Origin of the sequence: Streptomyces sp. McG3 (genome assembly GCF_018619185.1) — a bacterium.
In the GTDB taxonomy this organism is placed as follows: Bacteria; Actinomycetota; Actinomycetes; order Streptomycetales; family Streptomycetaceae; genus Streptomyces.
Genome location: NZ_JAAXYC010000059.1, coordinates 18,159 through 34,377, shown reverse-complemented (window position 1 = coordinate 34,377; position 16,219 = coordinate 18,159). Strand labels below are relative to the sequence as shown.

The window sequence follows — 16,219 nt, the reverse complement described above, 5'->3', positions numbered from 1 at the left end:
CGGGCTGGCTGCCGTGCCCGTGCCCGACCCCCGCGCCCCCGGCCTCCGCAGCGAGATCCGCACCCGGGCGGAACCCCCGGACCCGGCCGATCCACTGCCCGGCTGCCGCTTCCAGCGCTCCTGTCCGTTCGCCACCGAGGTCTGCCGCGAAGGCGCGCCGCCCCCGACCGTCGCCGCCGGAGCGGACGGACACACGGTGGCCTGCCACCACGCCGACAGCCCCGGCCTACGAGCCGCCCTCTCCCCGAAGCACCCGTCCACGGACGACCCGAAGATCCCGGTAGCCCCGCACAGCACGGACGGCCCGGCCACGGAAAGGACCACCGCTCCATGACCACCCCCGAAACCCCGCCAGCCCTGCCCGACTACACCTCCCACACGGGCGGGGCCCGGCGCGCCCCCGCGGGCACGGCGGTGCCGCTGACCGACCCCTCGACCGGGAAGATCTGGGCCCGTGCCCACCAGGACCCGGACGCCGTGGACGCCGCCGTCGACGCCGCCCGTGCCGCCTTCCTGGCCCCGTCCTGGGGCGCGCTTCCCGCCCATGCCCGCGCCGACCTGCTCCACCGCCTCGGCGATGTGCTGGTCGCGCACACCGAGGAACTCGCGGCACTGGAGACCCGGGCGAACGGCAAACCCCTCACCGCCACCAGGAGCGAAGTCGGCGCCCTGGCCCGTTGGTACCGCTACTTCGCGGGCGTGGCGGAGACCATGGAGGACGTCTCACGTCCGCTCAGCGACACGGCGAGGGCGCTGATCACACGGGAACCGCTGGGCGTCGTCGCCGCGCTCACCCCGTTCAACGGCGCGCTCTCCCTCGGCTCCTGGAAACTCGCTCCGGCACTGGCCGCGGGCAACACCGTGATCCTCAAGCCGCCGCCGCAGGCCCCGGCCTCCTCGGTGCGTCTGGCCGAACTGGCCCTGGAGGCAGGGTTCCCGCCCGGGGTGATCGGCGTCGTCATCGGCGGCGCCGAAGAGGGCCGCCGCCTCACCGAGCACCCCGACGTCGCCATGGTCACCTTCACCGGCAGCACCGCCGTCGCCCGGACCCTCGGGGCGCAGGCGGCCGAGCGGATGAAGCGCTACGTCTGCGAGGCCGGCGGTAAGTCCGCCCACATCGTCTTCGCCGACGGCGACCTCGACGCCGCCGTCCTGGCGGCCCGGCAGGGCGCCTTCTCCGCGGCAGGCCAGACCTGCGTCGCGGGTTCCCGCGTCCTCGTGCAGCACGAGGTGTACGAGGAGTTCCTCCGCAGGTACGGGCAGGCGGTCGGGCAACTGCGGGTCGGCGACCCCCTCGATCCGCGTACCCACGTCGGGCCGGTGGCCTCGGCAGCGGCTCTGGAAAGGATCGAAGGATACGTGAACGACGCCCTCGCGAAGGGCGCGCAAGCCGTTACCGGCGGAAAGCGGGCCACCGTCGCCGCGCCGGCCGGGGCGGGCTTCTACTACGAACCGACCGTGCTGGCCGACGCCGCACCCGACCTCGCGGTCTGCCGGGAGGAGATCTTCGGCCCGGTCGTCACGGTGCACCCCTTCGACACCGAGGACGAGGCGGTCGCGCTCGCCAACTCCGTCGAGTACGGCCTGGCCGCCGGCTTCTGGACCCGCGACGCGGCGCGCGCGCACCGGGTCGCCCGACGGCTGGAGGCGGGCGTGGTCTGGGTGAACACCTACCGGCTGCTGCACTGGAGTGTGCCGTTCGGCGGCTACAAACAGTCCGGCCTGGGCCGGGAGAACGGCGTCGAGGCCGTAGCCGAGTTCCTCCAGACCAAGTCCGTCATCACCGAACACGGCACCCCGGCCGACCCGTTCGGCGAATGACGCGCACCTCCCCCGCCGGGCCACCCGGCCCGGCGGGCCACGAGCCTGTCGGCCTGCCTCCGGAATCACTCACCAACAGAAACAGGACGCATCCCATGGAGTTCCTCGTCAACATCCACATCACCTGGCCCGAAACCATGGACCCCGACCTCAAGACGAAGGTCTCCGACGACGAGCGCCGCCGCGCCGCCGAACTCGCCGCGTCCGGGACGCTGGTCCGCATGTGGCGGGTGCCCGGCCGGACCGAGAACTGGGGACTGTGGCGAGCGGCGGACCCCACCGAACTCCACGCCGTCATCTCCTCGCTGCCGGTCTGGCCGTGGATGGACGTCACCGTGCACGCCCTGGCCGACCACCCCGTCGACCCGGGACCGGCAGCTTGAAGTACAGCGCGGAGTACCCGGAATCACTTCCGGCACACAGTACCTTTCGGGCCTCGTTCCTCCGGTCCACTGACGGGCCGCCGGAGACTACATCGTCCCGGTGGAGTTGGCGGTCCGTTCCGGTGACCTGCTGAAGGTCGGGAGTGCTCAGGGCCGTAAGCGAGTAGCGGCGGCACTCTGCACGGGACCACTGTCCCCTCTGCGCTTGGGGGGGGACAAGTCGCTGCTCCCTGTTCGCGCTCGCAGGTGCCCTTCGCGCCGGACTCTGCTTACATTCGGCCGCATGGCTGACGACTGCTTCGGGCATCCACGACTCGCCGCGATCTACGACCAGCTCGACCCCGACCGCAGCGATCTCGATACCTACCTACGAATGGCGCAAGAGCTCAGGGCGCGCCAGGTTCTGGACATCGGCTGCGGCACCGGGGTGTTCGCGCTTCTCCTGGCCGGCCGCGGGGTCGACGTCGTCGGTGTCGATCCCGCCCAGGCATCCGTCGACGTCGCCCGGGCCAAACCGGGCAGTGCGCGAGTCCGCTGGATCTGTGGTGACGCGACAGCCCTCCCGCCGCTGCAGGTCGACCTCGCAACGATGACAGCGAACGTCGCCCAGGAGATCGTTGATCCGGACACCTGGCAGAAGACGCTCCAGGGAGCCTACGATGCGCTACGGCCGGGCGGGCACCTGGTGTTCGAGACCCGTGATCCCGCCAGACGCGCCTGGGAAGCGTGGACCCGCGAGCACTCCTACCACGTGACGCAGATCCCGGGTACCGGCTCCGTGGAGAGCTGGGTCCAGTTGATCGACGTGAGCCGGCCCCTGGTGACCTTCCGCTGGACCTACGCCTTCGCCGCGAACGGACAGGTGCTCACCTCGGACTCGACGCTGCGCTTCCGGGAGCGCGACGAGGTCGAGACGGATCTGGTCGCCCACGGCTACGTGGTGCACGACGTGCGCGATGCACCTGACCGGCCGGGCAGAGAGTTCGTCTTCCTCGCACAACGCCCCGACCTGAGCGTCCAGGACACTCGAACGGTCGACGAGTCCTGAGTGATTTTTCAGAATCAGGGTGCGTTGAGTGGGGTGAGTTTCGGTCGTCGTCAGCTTCGGGCTCATCGTCGGCTTCTTGTCACGGGCGCGTGGTTGGGTGGCCGCATCCTTAGAGGAGGACCACGTGACTGATCTCAAAGCCGAGTTGCACCGGAAGCTGCTGGCAGGACGGGCCGGTCTGATCTCCAGGCTGGAGGGACTCACCGAATACGACATGCGCCGGCCCATGACGCCGACCGCCGCGAACCTGCTGGGCTTGGTCAAGCATCTGGCAGGCCTTGAGTACGGATACCTCGGCGAGTCTTTTGGCCGGCCGGCACCAGAACCCCTGGCCTGGGTCGAGGACGGTTCAATCTGGGAAGGCGCGGACATGTGGGCCAGACCCGAGGAGTCCAGCGAGTACATCATCGGGCTCTATCAACGTGCCTGCGCGCACGCCGACCGGACCATTACGGATCTCGCTCTCGAAACCCCGGGCCAGGTAGGGCACTGGCCCGAAGATCGCCGGGCCACCACCTTGGGTGTCCTGCTGGTTCGCATGGTCTCCGAGACGGCCCAGCACGCTGGCCACGCTGATGTCCTGCGAGAACTCATTGACGGCAAGGCCGGACCGGATCACAACGACTTCGGTGATGACGCCCAGTGGCGGCAGTACCACGCCCGGATCCAGGCGGCGGCCGACACTCACTGCGTTCAATCTTGATGAGACTGCTCACCAGGTCCAGGGACTCCACCGTCCGGTCGATGTTGCGGACCGCCGGAGCGATCGGGCGGGTGTCCTCGAAGTGCCGGCGTGCTTGCCGGCGCGCCTCCCGCCCTGCGACGGGGCTTCGCGTCCTTCCGAAGCTGGCGCGGCAAGGCTCTGATCAGGGAGTTCCACGACCGGCTGAGGGGACGCGGTCCACGTGGCGAAAGGCCGGGGTGCAGAGCCGACCGCGGGGTTCGTGGACTCGCAGCCGGTGATAGGGAACGCCGTGGTCGGCGCGGGCTCCTGCGGCTTCGACGACGGCAAGTTGGTCAACGGACGCAAGCGGCGCCTGGTCGTGGACTGCCTCGGCCTCGTCCTGGCAGTGCTGGTCACCCCCGCGAGCAGCCGCGAGGCGTTCGTCCTGTGGTCGATGACCATGGTCATGAGCCGCCGTCTCGCCCGCCACGGCACCTGCCGCCAGCAGCAACGGCGGAACCTCGCTCCGGCAGCGTGAACATACCCGGCCGGCTCTCCGCAAGCCAGTCCCGCGCGACCAGCCGCGTCAGCCTGCCCCGCGCGCACCTTCCACCCGGGCTGGAACCGAAACGTCCCAGCCCAGGCCCACCACCACTTGCCGCGCCGACAATCGGTCACCGCCCGCCTTTTCGAACACGGCCATGATCCTTCGGTAGTCCGGGCCGAGAATGTGGACCTCGCCCCCGTCCTTCCTGCGGGCCACCACCCGCCGAGCCTTGGCCGTCGACGGTGCCGCCGCGTCGTCCACCACCGGCTCACGAACAGGCTCAGGCTCGGACGGCCCTGAAGCCTCGGCGGGCTCGGGACCTCCCAGTTGGGTAAGTGCCTCGAGATACTCCTCCAGATCAATCACCCGGCGGTTCAGCGCCTCTTCCGCGTCGGCGAGAGCCGGCCGCACCCGCTCGAATTCGGCACGCAGTTCGTCCACTCGCGCAAGCGCGGCCCTCTCACGGCTCTTCATCACAGCTCGCATCAACGGCCTCTCAGACGTCATGTCGTTGGCGTTGATCGGTAAGCTCTGGTCGAGATGAGCATGGACGACAAGACCGAGACCATCTGCCGGGTCTGCGGATACGACGACGAGGTTTTCTGGGAGGGTGGCTGGCCAACCGAGGCCATCTGCCCCTGCTGCGGCAATGAGTCCGACGTTGGTGACTCCAGTGTCATGGGACTACGGAACTACCGCGGTTACTGGGTAGGGCACGGTGCCCGGTGGCACAGTGCGTTCGAGGAGCAGAAGCTTCAGGGCCGGGATCTACTGAAACAACTCGCCAACATCCCGCCCGAGTGGCGGTGGCCCTCACGCTGACGCGTGGTGAACGACGAGGACGCCTCGCCACGGGGCCGGCACGGAACGGGACACGGACGGCGCAGATGCCTTCGAGGTCGACGAGGAGGTTCAGCACGCCCTGGACCCGGCTCACGCTGCTCATCAACGCGGCAGAGGCCCTTTCCAGCACGCTCGAAGTGGACCAGGGGCTCCGCCGACTCTGCCGCACGCTCATCCCCGGCCTCGCCGACTGGTGCGCGGTCGACCTGCTGGACGACCGCGGACGGCTGCGCAGGATCGTCGACGAGCACCGGGACGCCGATGTGACGTCCCCGGGCCTGGACGAGGGGCTGCTGCCTCCGGCCGAAGGTTCTGCGGCCCCGGTCGCCCGGGCGCTGCTCGGCGTGGGCCCGTACTCCTACGCGGTCGCGGGCCATCCCGCTCCCTTGCTCGTGACGCACGACGGGGAGACGCGGTTCCTCACCGGTGGCCGCGGCGTCATGCTCGGGGTGGAGCCCGAGGTCCACCGCCCTGCCACGACCGACACTCTGCCGCCCGACTCGACCGTGCTGCTCTATACGGACGGCCTCGTCGAGCAGCGCGAGGAAGATCTGGACCGGGGTCTGGCGCGCCTGATGCAGCACGCGGCGGCCCTGGCCCGCGAGCCCCTCACAACGTTCTGCGACGAGATCCTGGAAGGTATGGCTGGAGGCGGCTCGGACGACGTCGCCCTGATCGCGGTCAGAACGGCACCACCGCATGCCGGGCCCGCGGGGGCCACCCCCCGAGCCGGGAAGAACGACATCACGTGGCAACCGGCGCGAAGGCCGGGGTCGACCACCGGTCATGCCGGACCCGAGATTCGGGCCCGTTGCTGTGCACAGCCGCTTGTTCCGGCCGCAACCGTCCCCTCACCGCACGCGAGGTGTGTTTCCACCCGAGTGGGGGCCTCCTTCGCGCCCTGCATCCTCTGCGTCGGTACCGGGAATGATCTCGACAGCCTCCAGCCCTGTCTTCGATCTACGCCGATCGCTCGATGCTGCCGGGTGTGAGGTGAAGTCGATCTCCGGGATGTGCTCACCCATTTCGGGGAAGCAGCCGTAGACGGTGTTCCAGTGAGTCGTGCGGGAGGCGCCGCCACTGGACCCCGGTGCGGTCCACGTACAAGATCGCGTCCATGATGTCGCGCAGGCCGTGCTCGGGCGGTCGGCCGGAAGCCAGGGCCCTGCCACGGCGCTCAAAGCGCCACGCGGCCAGGACCGGCTCGATCGACTCCCAGCAGGCATCGGACAGATCACTCGGATACGAACGTCGCTTCGGCACGTTTCCGGCGTACCGCGCCGGACCGAATGCGCCCAGGCGCACAACAAGGACGACAGAAGCACACGACCGCGAAGACCGGACGTCCTGGGATCAGACAGGAACACATAGCCTTCCGCCCCATCTGCAACCCCCACCCGGCCTGCAGGCATCGCCCGCCAGGACAACCCCGTCCGTACCGTAACCCAACACCCCGAGAATCGACCGATAAGCGGGCGGAGCAGGTGAAAACCACCGCTAACCAACCACCGGCGTCCCGTCGAGCGTCTCGCGCAGCAGGACCGCTTCCTGGTCGAGGTGGTGGAGCAGCGCTTGAAGAGCGGGGGTGCGTGTCCGGTGGGCTGCTTCGGTGGTGCCCACCGTACGCCCCACCGAAGGGAGTTCGACCGGGAGCGCGGCGAGGTGCTCGTCCTCGCGCAGGACCAGTTCGGGCAGGAGCGCCACCATGTCCGTCTGGAGCAGCAGCGCCCGCATGGTGAGGATGGACGTGCACTCGACGCGGTCCGCGGGCGGCGTGAGGCCCCGGTCGACGAAGACGGCACCGAGTTCCTGGCGCAGGGCGGTCTGCTCGACGGGCAGGATCCAGGGGAATCCGAGGGTGTCCGCGAGTGTGACGTCCGCGGTGTCGAGGAGCGGGTGGCCCGAGCGGACGGCGAGCCGGATCGGCTCCCGGTAGAGCTTCCGTTGGCGCAGCCCGTCCCCTTCCGTGGGGGTCGATCCCACCCGTCCCACGATGACGTCCAGTTCGCCTGCCAGCAGTGCCGGGTGGAGGACGTCCGGGGTCCCCTCCCGAACGACGACGGTGAGCCGGGGCCGTTCCCGTTTGAGCCCTGCGACCGCCCGGGGCAGGAGCACATTGGCTCCGGCCAGCAGGGTGCCCACGGTCACGGTGCCGTCCCGCCCCTGACGGAGTCCGGTGAGGTGGTCCCCGGCCCGGCGCATCTCGGCGACCACGGCGCGGGCGTGCTCCGTCAGGGCTTCGCCGTAGACGGTGGGCCGCATCCCGCGCGGTACGCGGACGAAGAGCGGCAGGTCCGCGACGGCCTCCAGCTCATGAAGGGTGCGGGTCGCGGCCGGCTGGGTGAGGTGCAGTGATTCCGCGGCCCGTACGACGCTCCCGCGCTCGTACACCGCGATGAGCAGAATCAGGTGCCGGAACTTCAACCGGCCGTCCAGGAGGTCCATCGCGGCGGGCTCCTTCCGGGTACGGAGGGCGGTTCCCCCCTGCCATACCAGGATTGTTATAGCTGACGCGCCGATTGGCATTGGATCGGCATAGCTGGATGGGTGCACTATACCGGCACACCCGGGGGCGACTTTCGGACATGCCCCGGCTGGATGACGGAGGTTCACAGCGTGAGTTCACCCGTACGGCATTACGTAGGAGGCGGGTTCGACGCGTCCGGCGTGCCGCTCCCGCTCGTCGACCCGGTCACCGGGCGTGTTGCCGGCGAGGTACCGCAGGCGTCCCGGGAGGTGGTCGACCGGGCGGTTCGTGCGGCCCGGGAAGCGCTTCGCGGGCCGTGGGCGGTATGGAGCCCGACCGAGCGGTCGCGGTTGCTGCACCGGATCGCCGACGGGATCGAGCGGCGCTTCGAGGAGTTCGTCGCGGCCGAGTGCGCCGACACCGGCAAGCCGCGCGCGTTGGCCTCGACGGTCGACATCCCCCGGGCCGTGGCCAACTTTCGCTCCTACGCGGGGCTCCTGACCGGGCGCGGCGAACGATCCTGGCACACCGCCACCCCGGACGGCCGCGGCGCGCTGAACTACACCGTCCACAAGCCGCTCGGCGTCGTCGCGGTGATCTCGCCGTGGAACCTGCCGCTGCTCCTGCTCAGCTGGAAGGTCGCACCCGCCCTCGCGACCGGCAACACGGTGGTGGCCAAGCCGTCCGAACTCACCCCCGGAACGGCCTGCCTGCTGGCCGAGGTGCTGGCCGAGGCGGAGGTTCCGCCGGGCGTCTTCAACCTCGTGCACGGCCCGGGCGCGGACGCGGCCGGCCAGTGGCTCACCGAGCACCCCGGCGTGGACGCCGTCGCCTTCACGGGCGAGTCGCGCACCGGATCGATGATCATGCGGGCGGCTGCGGAGCGGTTGGCACCGGTCTCCTTCGAACTGGGCGGCAAGAACGCCGGACTCGTCTTCGCCGACGCGGATCTTGAGCAGGCGGTCGCCGGCACTCTCCGCTCCGCCTTCACCCACAGCGGCCAGATCTGTCTGTGCACCGAGCGGTTGTACGTGCAACGGCCCGTCTTCGACGCGTTCGCCGCCGCGCTCGCCACAGGCGCGAAAGAACTTTCCGGCTACGGCCCGATGGTCTCCGCCGCCCACCGGGACAAGGTGCTGGGCCACCTGGAGAGGGCCGCCGCCGACGGGGAGGTCCTGGCGGGCGGCGGGGTACCGCGCTTCGGGGACGAGCGGGACGGCGGCTTCTGGGTGCAACCCACCGTGCTGGCCGGACTACCGGAGGACCACCCGGCGGTACGGGACGAGATCTTCGGCCCGGTCGTACACCTCGCACCGTTCGACACCGAGGACGAGGCATTGGCCCTCGCCAACGCCGGCCCGTACGGACTGGCCGCCACGGTGTGGACCGGTGACGTGAGCCGCGCCCACCGCGTCGCCCCCGCCCTGGAGGTCGGCACCGCCTGGGTCAACACCTGGAACCTGCGTGACCTCCGTGCACCCTTCGGCGGTGTGAAGGCGTCCGGGATCGGCCGTGAGGGCGGCGACCACTCCCTCGACTTCTTCTCCGAACCGATGAATGTGTGCGTGAAACTGTGAGTACGACGGACGACACCGCGGCCAGGACGGGCGCCCCACGCGACCCGGTGACGGGGGCCGCCGAGCGGCTCGACGAGGCGCACCGCACAGGCGTTCCGTGTGCACCGGTCCGCGACCTCCTGCCGCCCGGTGACCTGGAGGCCGCCTACGCCGTCCAGTCCCTCCTGACCGAAGGGCGCCTCGCCCGCGGCCGGCGCATCACGGGTTGGAAGATCGGTCTCACCTCGACCGCGGTACAGCGGCAACTCGGCGTTGAAACGCCGGACTTCGGAGCTCTCCTCGACGACACCGCCGTACCGGACGGCGCCGAGATCCCCTGGGGCTCGGTGCTCCAGCCCAGGGCAGAGGCCGAGGTCGCCCTGGTCCTCGAGAGTGACCTCGTACACGAGCGGCACACGGTGGCCGACGTGATCCGCGCGACCGCTTTCGTGCTGCCCGCCATCGAGGTGGTCGGCAGCCGGATCCGCGACTGGGACATCTCCGCCGTGGACACCATCGCCGACAACGCCTCCAGCGGCGCGTACGTGCTGGGCACGCGACCCGTGCTACTGCGGGAACTCGATCTGCGGTCCGCCGGCATGGTGTTGGAGCGCCGTGGCGAGCCCGTCTCCACCGGCGTGGGTGTCGCCTGCCTCGGCAACCCACTGCACGCGGCCGTCTGGCTGGCGGACACACTCGTCCGGCTCGGCAGCCCGCTGCTGGCCGGGGACACGGTGCTCACCGGCGCGCTCGGTCCCATGGCCGCCGTCGAGCCGGGTCATGTGCTCGAGGCCCGGATCGACGGGCTCGGATCGGTGCGCGCTGCCTTCGGGCGCGTCGACACGGAAGGGGCGGTCCGATGAACATCACGGCTCTGGCCGAGTCCCTCGACCGTGCGGCAGTGGACGCGCGTCCACTGCCGGGCGGTGCCACCGGACTGGCGGACACCGCCGAGGCGTACGCCGTCCAGGACGCCCTCATCGTGCGGCGGCTGGACCGCGGCGAGCGGCTCACCGGCTTCAAGCTCGGCTTCACCAGCCTCGCCAAGATGCGGCAGATGGGCGTTGCGGATCTGATCCACGGACGGCTCACGGATCGGATGGAGATCCCCGACGGGGGACAGTACGACATCTCGGGGCTGATCCATCCGCGGGTCGAGCCGGAAGTGGCGTTCCTCCTGGGGAGCACCCTGCGTCCGGGCGCCGATCCGTGGGCGGCCGTCGCGGCCGTGGCGCCCGCGCTGGAGGTCATCGACTCCCGGTACGACGGATTCCGGTTCTCCCTGCCCGAGGTCATCGCCGACAACACCTCGGCCGCGGCCTACGCCGTGGGGCCCTGGGGAGAACCGGGTGCCGCGAGCGGACTGGGCAACCTGGGCGTCCTGCTGGAACTCGACGGACGCCCGGTGGAGTCCGGTTCCACCGCGGCGATCCTCGGACATCCGCTGCGCGCCCTCGCGGCGGCGGCCCGGCTCGCCGGTTCGCTGGAGCCGGGCACCGTGATCCTCGCCGGCGCGGCGACCGCCGCCGTACCGCTGCCCCCCGGTGCACACGTACGGGCGTCGGTCACGGGACTCGGTGCCGTCCAGTTCACCGCCACCACCGCTCCGACCATCACCGAGGAGGACGCGTGATCGTCCCCAGCGCCGCGCCGCCCCGCGGCCGTTTCCCACACCTGAGGCGCGCGGGCGACTTCGTCTTCGTCTCCGGCACCAGCTCCCGGCGCCCCGACGGCACCTTCGTCGGCGCGAACGTCGACCCGATGGGCGTGACCGACCTCGACGTCCGGGCCCAGACCCGGGCCGTGCTCGACAACATCGCGGCGTTGCTCGCCGCGGCCGGCGGCGGCCTCGACGACCTGGTGTCGGTCACCACGTACCTCGTCAGCATGAACGACTTCGGAGGCTACAACGACGTCTACGCCGAGTACTTCGACGAGCACGGGCCGACCCGCACCACCGTCGCCGTCCACCAGTTGCCCCATCCCCACCTTCTGATCGAGATCAGCGGCGTGGCCCACCTCCCCCGGGGCGGCCACCTCCACCAGAGCGAGGAACAGCACCGATGACCATGAGACCGTTCAACCTCCAGTCCTGGATCGAGGAGAACCGACACCTGCTCAAGCCGCCGGTGGGCAATGTCCAGATCTGGCAGGACGCCGATCTGATGGTGACGGTCGTGGGCGGACCCAACCGGCGCACCGACTTCCACGACGACCCCATCGAGGAGTTCTTCTACCAGCTCAAGGGCGACATGGTGCTCCGCGTCATGGAGGAGGACGGACGGCCGCCGCGCGACATCCACATCCGCGAGGGGGACGTGTTCCTCGCCCCGGCGCACCTGCGGCACTCCCCGCAGCGGCCGGAGGAGGACAGCATCGGCCTCGTCGTCGAGTTCGCCCGACCGCAAGGGCACCTCGACGCGTTCGAGTGGTACTGCATGGAGTGCCACCACTTGGTGCACCGCAGCGAGGTCCAGCTCACCTCGATCGTCGATGACCTGCCTCCGGTGTTCGGCGCCTTCTACGCCGACACGGCCGCGCGCACCTGCCCCCACTGCGCCGCCGTGCACCCCGGCCGGGACTGGCCCGAACGGCTGCGTCCACGCACCCGCCGCGACGAGGAGGCAGGAGCGTGACCGTCGTCGACGTGCACGCCCACGTCTTCCCGGAGATCGGGCGCGCCGAATCCCGGCTGCTCACCGGCTCCGACAACGGCCCCTGGCTGCGCACCACGGACGGACCGGGCACCGGAATGATGATGGCCGGTTCCACCGAGTACCGGCCGGTGAGCCGCACCCTGTGGGACCCGGCGGAACGCGTCGCCGACCTGGACCGGCTCGGCGTGGACGTCCAGGTGCTGTCCAGTACCCCCATGTTGTTCGGCTACGACCTCGAACCCGAGCGCGCCGTCGAGTGGTGCCGGACGGTCAACGCGCATCTGCTGCGGTACGCCGCGCACGCCCCGGACCGGCTGTCCCCGCTCTGCCAGGTGCCCCTCCAGGACACCGAAGCCGCCTGTGCGATGGTCAGCGACGCCATGGGACAGGGCTTCCGCGGCGTCCACATCGGCAACCACCTCGGCGATCGAGACCTCGACCACGGCGCGCTGGTCGAGTTTCTCGCCCACTGCGCCGAAGAGGACGCGGCAGTCCTGGTCCACCCCTGGGACCTGCCGTCCGGGCCTAGGTTCTCCCGGTACATGCTGGCCTGGCTCGCGGGCATGGCCGGCGAGACCCATCTGACCATCCTTTCGCTGATCCTGTCCGGCGCCTTCGAACGCCTCCCGGCCTCGCTCCGGCTGATGTTCGCCCACGGCGGCGGCAGCTTCCCGTACCTCCTGGGACGGGCCGACAACGCCTGGCGCCGCCGGGACCTCGTACGCGCCGACAGTCCGCACCCGCCCTCGTCCTACACCGACCGCTTCTCCGTGGACTCGGCCGTCTTCGACCTCGGCGCGCTACGGCTCCTCGTGGACGTGATGGGAGTGGAGCAGGTGCTGCTCGGCTCCGACCACCCCTTCCCGCTCGGTGAGGAGGAGATCGGCCGGCTCGTGCGGGAGAGCGAACTCTCCCCGGCAGAGCGGACCGCCGTCCTCGGCGGCAACGCCATCCGCTTCTTCGGTCTGGCACCGCTGGCGAAGGAGGCCGTCCGTTGAAGGCAGCCGTGATCGGATCGGGCAACATCGGCACCGATCTCCTCATCAAGATCATCAGGGGATCGGGGAACGTCACCGCCGCCGCGATGATCGGCATCGACCCGGAGTCGGAAGGGCTCGCACGGGCCCGCCGCCTCGGCGTGCCCACCAGCGCCGGCGGAGTGACCGGGCTCCTTTCCCTCGACGGATTCGACGAGATCGACGTGGTCTTCGACGCCACGTCCGCCGCCGCCCACCACCACAACGCCGCAGCCCTCGCGCCGTACGGCAAGACGATCATCGACCTGACCCCCGCGGCCATCGGCCCGTACGTCGTACCGCCCGTCAACCTCGACGAGCACCTCGACGCACCCAACGTCAACATGGTCACGTGCGGCGGCCAGGCCACCGTCCCCATCGTCGCCGCCGTATCGGCGGTGGCACCGGTCCACTACGCGGAGATCGTCGCCTCGATCTCCTCCCGGTCGGCCGGCCCGGGCACCCGCGCCAACATCGACGAGTTCACCGAGACCACCTCCCGCGCCCTCGAGCAGGTGGGCGGCGCGACCCGTGGCAAGGCGATCATCGTGCTCAACCCCGCCGAACCACCGCTGTTGATGCGCGACACCGTCCACTGCGTCGTCGACGACTGCGACCCGCAGCGGGTGGCCGCCTCCATCCACGCGATGGTCGACTCCGTCGCCGCATACGTGCCCGGCTACCGTCTCAAGCAGGAGCCGCAGTTCCGCTCCCTGGCGTCCGACGATCCGCTGACGGCACTCGGGCTCGGCGGGCGGCTCCTCGTCTCCGTCTACCTGGAGGTCGAGGGCGCCGCCCACTACCTCCCGGCCTACGCCGGAAACCTCGACATCATGACCTCCGCCGCGCTGCGCACCGCCGAGCGCTTGGCCGAACGGAGCCGGGCCCGATGACCAAGGTCTACGTCCAGGACGTCACCCTGCGGGACGGCATGCACGCCGTGTCGCACCGCTACACCCTCGAACAGGTCCGGACGATCGCCGCCGCCCTCGAAGCGGCCGGTGTCGACGCCATCGAAGTCGCCCACGGCGACGGCCTGTCCGGCTCGTCCGTCACCTACGGCCCCGGCGCACACACCGACGAGGAGTGGCTGGAAGCCGCGGCCGACGTGCTCGACCGCGCCAGGCTCACCACCCTGCTGCTGCCCGGCATCGGCACCGCCGACGATCTGCGCCGTGCCCACTCCCTCGGCGTCACCTCCGTCCGCGTCGCCACCCACTGCACCGAGGCGGACATCTCCGCCCAGCACATCGGCCTGGCCCGCGAACTGGGCATGGACGTGTCGGGCTTCCTGATGATGTCCCACCTGGCCCCGCCCACCGAACTGGCCGCACAGGCCCGCCTCATGGAGTCGTACGGCGCACACTGCGTCTACGTCACCGACTCCGGCGGCCGGTTGACCATGGACGGCGTACGGGACCGGGTCCGCGCCTACCGCGACGCCCTCGATCCGGCCACCGAGATCGGCATCCACGCCCACCACAACCTCGGCCTGGGCGTGGCCAACAGCATCGTGGCGGTGGAAGCGGGAGCGTACCGCGTCGACGCCTCCCTCGCCGGGCAGGGCGCCGGCGCCGGCAACGCGCCGTTGGAGCCGACGGTGGCGGTGTTCGATCTCATGGGCTGGGAACACGGCTGCGCGCTGTTCCCGCTCATGGACGCCGCCGAAGAACTCGTACGACCGACGCAGGACCGGCCCGTGCGGGTCGACCGGGAGACCCTCACCCTCGGGTACGCCGGGGTGTACTCCAGTTTCCTGCGGCACGCCGAGAACACGGCCCTGCGCCACCGGCTCGACACCCGTGACCTGCTGGTCGAGGCCGGACGGCGGCGGCTGGTCGGCGGGCAGGAGGACCTGCTCACGGACATCGCGCTCGATCTCGCCAGGGACCGCGAAGCCGCCCCTGCCCCCGGGCGCGCCCCCTCACACGACGACGGAGACACCCCATGCTGACCGAACGCGCCGCCGCGCTCGACGCCGCCGACCCCCTCGCCCACGTCCGCGCCCGCTTCCTCCTCCCCGAAGGCGTCGTCTACCTCGACGGCAACTCCCTGGGCGCACTTCCCGCCGCCGTCCCGGCGGTCGTCGAGGACGCCGTGCACCGTCAGTGGGGCACCGACCTGATCCGTTCCTGGAACGGCAACGGCTGGTGGGAGGCGCCGGTCCGGACCGGCGACACACTCGGCCGACTGATCGGCGCGGCCCCCGGGCAGACGGTCGTCGGGGACTCCACCAGTGTCCAACTCTTCAACACCCTGCTGGCCGCTGCCCGGATGCGCCCCGGACGCCGACTGCTGCTGACCGATCCCGACCACTTCCCCACCGACCAGTACATCGCCGACTCGGTGGGCCGACTCCTCGGGCTCGACGTCCGCCGGGTGCCGGCCCGCGAGGCTGCCGCGGTGCTGGCCGCCGAAGCCGGGAACATCGCCGTGGCCGCCTACGCCCCGGTGGACTACCGCACCGGCGAGCTGTACGACATGGCCGCGCTCACCGCCGCCGCGCACGCCGCCGGTGCCCTGATGCACTGGGACCTGTGCCACGCGGCGGGCGCCCTCCCCGTCGAACTCGACTCCATCGAGGCGGACTTCGCGGTCGGCTGCGGCTACAAGTACCTCTCCGGCGGCCCCGGGGCGCCCGCGTTCGCCTATGTTGCCCGGCGGCACCAGCCGGACTTCGACCACCCCCTCACCGGCTGGCACGGACACGCGGAGCCGTTCGCCATGGCGGGTACGTACACCCCTGGGGCGGACATCAGCCGGGCCCGGATCAGCACTCCGCCGCTGTTGTCGCTCCTCGCCCTCGAAGCCGCGCTGACGGCCTTCGACGGTGTGGATATGACGGCCGTACGGGAGAAGAACCTCTCCCTGACCGGGTTCTTCCAGGAGTGCGCCGACGAACTCCTCGACGGCCTCGGCTTCACCATGGCCACCCCGCGCGACCCGGCCCGCCGCGGCAGCCAGGTCGCCCTGCGCCACTCGGAGGCGTACCCGCTGGTGGCCGCGCTCACCGCCCGCGGTGTGATCGGCGACATGCGTGCCCCGGACCTGCTCCGGTTCGGATTCAACGCCCTCTACGTCACCCACGCGGACGTCCTGCACGCCGTCCGCGAACTGCTCGCCGTCGTGACCGACGGCGACCACCGCAGCCCCGAATTCCGGCAGCGCCCCACCGTCACCTGATTCGGCCCGCGCGCCCGCCCCAGGGGCACACGCC

General features: G+C 70.8%; 18 protein-coding genes and 2 pseudogenes. 17 read left to right on the top strand and 3 right to left on the bottom strand.

Translation table 11 applies throughout. The features are described from left to right. The 6 genes and pseudogenes from HET64_RS12945 to HET64_RS12920 all read left to right on the top strand — a co-directional run. A pseudogene (locus HET64_RS12945) lies at nt 1-334 on the top strand (ABC transporter ATP-binding protein); the annotation flags it as partial. Further along, nucleotides 331-1,821 carry an aldehyde dehydrogenase gene (locus tag HET64_RS12940; protein WP_215105017.1) on the top strand — a complete coding sequence of 497 codons (1,491 nt, stop codon included), beginning with the start codon at nt 331-333 and terminating at the stop codon, nt 1,819-1,821. The pseudogene HET64_RS12945 and the gene HET64_RS12940, both read left to right, overlap by 4 nt. A 95-nt stretch (nt 1,822-1,916) precedes the next feature. Further along, a complete protein-coding gene (locus HET64_RS12935; RefSeq protein ID WP_215105016.1) occupies nt 1,917-2,204 on the top strand; it encodes a muconolactone Delta-isomerase in 288 nt (95 codons plus the stop codon). Between the two features lie 283 nt (nt 2,205-2,487). Then, nucleotides 2,488-3,252 carry a bifunctional 2-polyprenyl-6-hydroxyphenol methylase/3-demethylubiquinol 3-O-methyltransferase UbiG gene (locus HET64_RS12930; protein ID WP_215105014.1) on the top strand — a complete coding sequence of 255 codons (765 nt, stop codon included), beginning with the start codon at nt 2,488-2,490 and terminating at the stop codon, nt 3,250-3,252. Nucleotides 3,253-3,376: 124 nt separating this feature from the next. Further along, the gene (locus HET64_RS12925) at nt 3,377-3,955 is read left to right on the top strand and encodes a DinB family protein (protein ID WP_215105012.1); all 579 of its coding nucleotides are present in this window, start codon (nt 3,377-3,379) and stop codon (nt 3,953-3,955) included. A gap of 241 nt (nt 3,956-4,196) precedes the next feature. Then, entirely contained in the window at nt 4,197-4,454 is a 258-nt protein-coding gene (locus tag HET64_RS12920; RefSeq protein ID WP_215105010.1) for a hypothetical protein, read from the top strand. 48 nt (nt 4,455-4,502) lie between these two features. Here the strand turns inward: HET64_RS12920 and HET64_RS12915 are convergent, their stop codons facing one another. Then, a complete protein-coding gene (locus HET64_RS12915; protein WP_215105008.1) occupies nt 4,503-4,904 on the bottom strand; it encodes a hypothetical protein in 402 nt (133 codons plus the stop codon). Nucleotides 4,905-5,003: 99 nt separating this feature from the next. Between HET64_RS12915 and HET64_RS12910 the strand changes: the two genes are divergently transcribed. Next, entirely contained in the window at nt 5,004-5,285 is a 282-nt protein-coding gene (locus HET64_RS12910) for a hypothetical protein (RefSeq protein WP_215105006.1), read from the top strand. 65 nt (nt 5,286-5,350) lie between these two features. Next, nucleotides 5,351-6,298, top strand: coding sequence for a PP2C family protein-serine/threonine phosphatase (locus HET64_RS38985; RefSeq protein WP_251145244.1), 948 nt, complete (start codon nt 5,351-5,353; stop codon nt 6,296-6,298). A 38-nt stretch (nt 6,299-6,336) separates the two neighbouring features. On the opposite strand, the pseudogene HET64_RS12900 reads toward HET64_RS38985, so the two are convergent. Both HET64_RS12900 and HET64_RS12895 read right to left on the bottom strand, forming a co-directional pair. Next, nucleotides 6,337-6,569: pseudogene (locus HET64_RS12900) on the bottom strand (transposase); the annotation flags it as partial. 234 nt (nt 6,570-6,803) lie between these two features. Beyond that, nucleotides 6,804-7,751, bottom strand: coding sequence for a LysR substrate-binding domain-containing protein (locus HET64_RS12895; protein ID WP_215105004.1), 948 nt, complete (start codon nt 7,749-7,751; stop codon nt 6,804-6,806). Between the two features lie 171 nt (nt 7,752-7,922). Here HET64_RS12895 and HET64_RS12890 point away from each other — a divergent pair, with 171 nt between their 5' ends. The 9 genes from HET64_RS12890 to kynU are packed head-to-tail and all read left to right on the top strand — an operon-like array spanning nt 7,923 to nt 16,185. After that, nucleotides 7,923-9,350, top strand: coding sequence for a 2-hydroxymuconic semialdehyde dehydrogenase (locus HET64_RS12890; protein ID WP_215105002.1), 1,428 nt, complete (start codon nt 7,923-7,925; stop codon nt 9,348-9,350). Then, the gene (locus tag HET64_RS12885) at nt 9,347-10,192 is read left to right on the top strand and encodes a 2-keto-4-pentenoate hydratase (protein ID WP_215105000.1); all 846 of its coding nucleotides are present in this window, start codon (nt 9,347-9,349) and stop codon (nt 10,190-10,192) included. The genes HET64_RS12890 and HET64_RS12885 overlap by 4 nt, the downstream gene beginning before the upstream one ends. Next, nucleotides 10,189-10,962, top strand: a complete 774-nt coding sequence (locus HET64_RS12880; protein ID WP_215104992.1) for a 2-keto-4-pentenoate hydratase — start codon at nt 10,189-10,191, stop codon at nt 10,960-10,962. Before HET64_RS12885 ends, HET64_RS12880 begins: the two co-directional genes overlap by 4 nt. Further along, entirely contained in the window at nt 10,959-11,396 is a 438-nt protein-coding gene (locus HET64_RS12875; RefSeq protein ID WP_215104984.1) for a RidA family protein, read from the top strand. The genes HET64_RS12880 and HET64_RS12875 overlap by 4 nt, the downstream gene beginning before the upstream one ends. Continuing rightward, a complete protein-coding gene (locus HET64_RS12870) occupies nt 11,393-11,965 on the top strand; it encodes a 3-hydroxyanthranilate 3,4-dioxygenase (protein WP_007447576.1) in 573 nt (190 codons plus the stop codon). The genes HET64_RS12875 and HET64_RS12870 overlap by 4 nt, the downstream gene beginning before the upstream one ends. Continuing rightward, complete coding sequence (locus tag HET64_RS12865) at nt 11,962-12,984, top strand: amidohydrolase family protein (RefSeq protein WP_215104982.1); 1,023 nt, start codon at nt 11,962-11,964, stop codon at nt 12,982-12,984. The genes HET64_RS12870 and HET64_RS12865 overlap by 4 nt, the downstream gene beginning before the upstream one ends. Continuing rightward, nucleotides 12,981-13,895: an acetaldehyde dehydrogenase (acetylating) gene (locus HET64_RS12860; RefSeq protein ID WP_215104980.1), complete on the top strand. Its 915-nt coding sequence runs from the start codon at nt 12,981-12,983 to the stop codon at nt 13,893-13,895. The genes HET64_RS12865 and HET64_RS12860 overlap by 4 nt, the downstream gene beginning before the upstream one ends. Beyond that, nucleotides 13,892-14,956 (top strand): 4-hydroxy-2-oxovalerate aldolase, encoded by a 1,065-nt coding sequence (gene dmpG, locus HET64_RS12855; RefSeq protein ID WP_215104978.1) that lies wholly within the window; start codon nt 13,892-13,894, stop codon nt 14,954-14,956. Before HET64_RS12860 ends, dmpG begins: the two co-directional genes overlap by 4 nt. Further along, nucleotides 14,950-16,185, top strand: a complete 1,236-nt coding sequence (kynU, locus tag HET64_RS12850; protein WP_215104976.1) for a kynureninase — start codon at nt 14,950-14,952, stop codon at nt 16,183-16,185. Before dmpG ends, kynU begins: the two co-directional genes overlap by 7 nt. Nucleotides 16,186-16,219 lie beyond the last annotated feature (34 nt).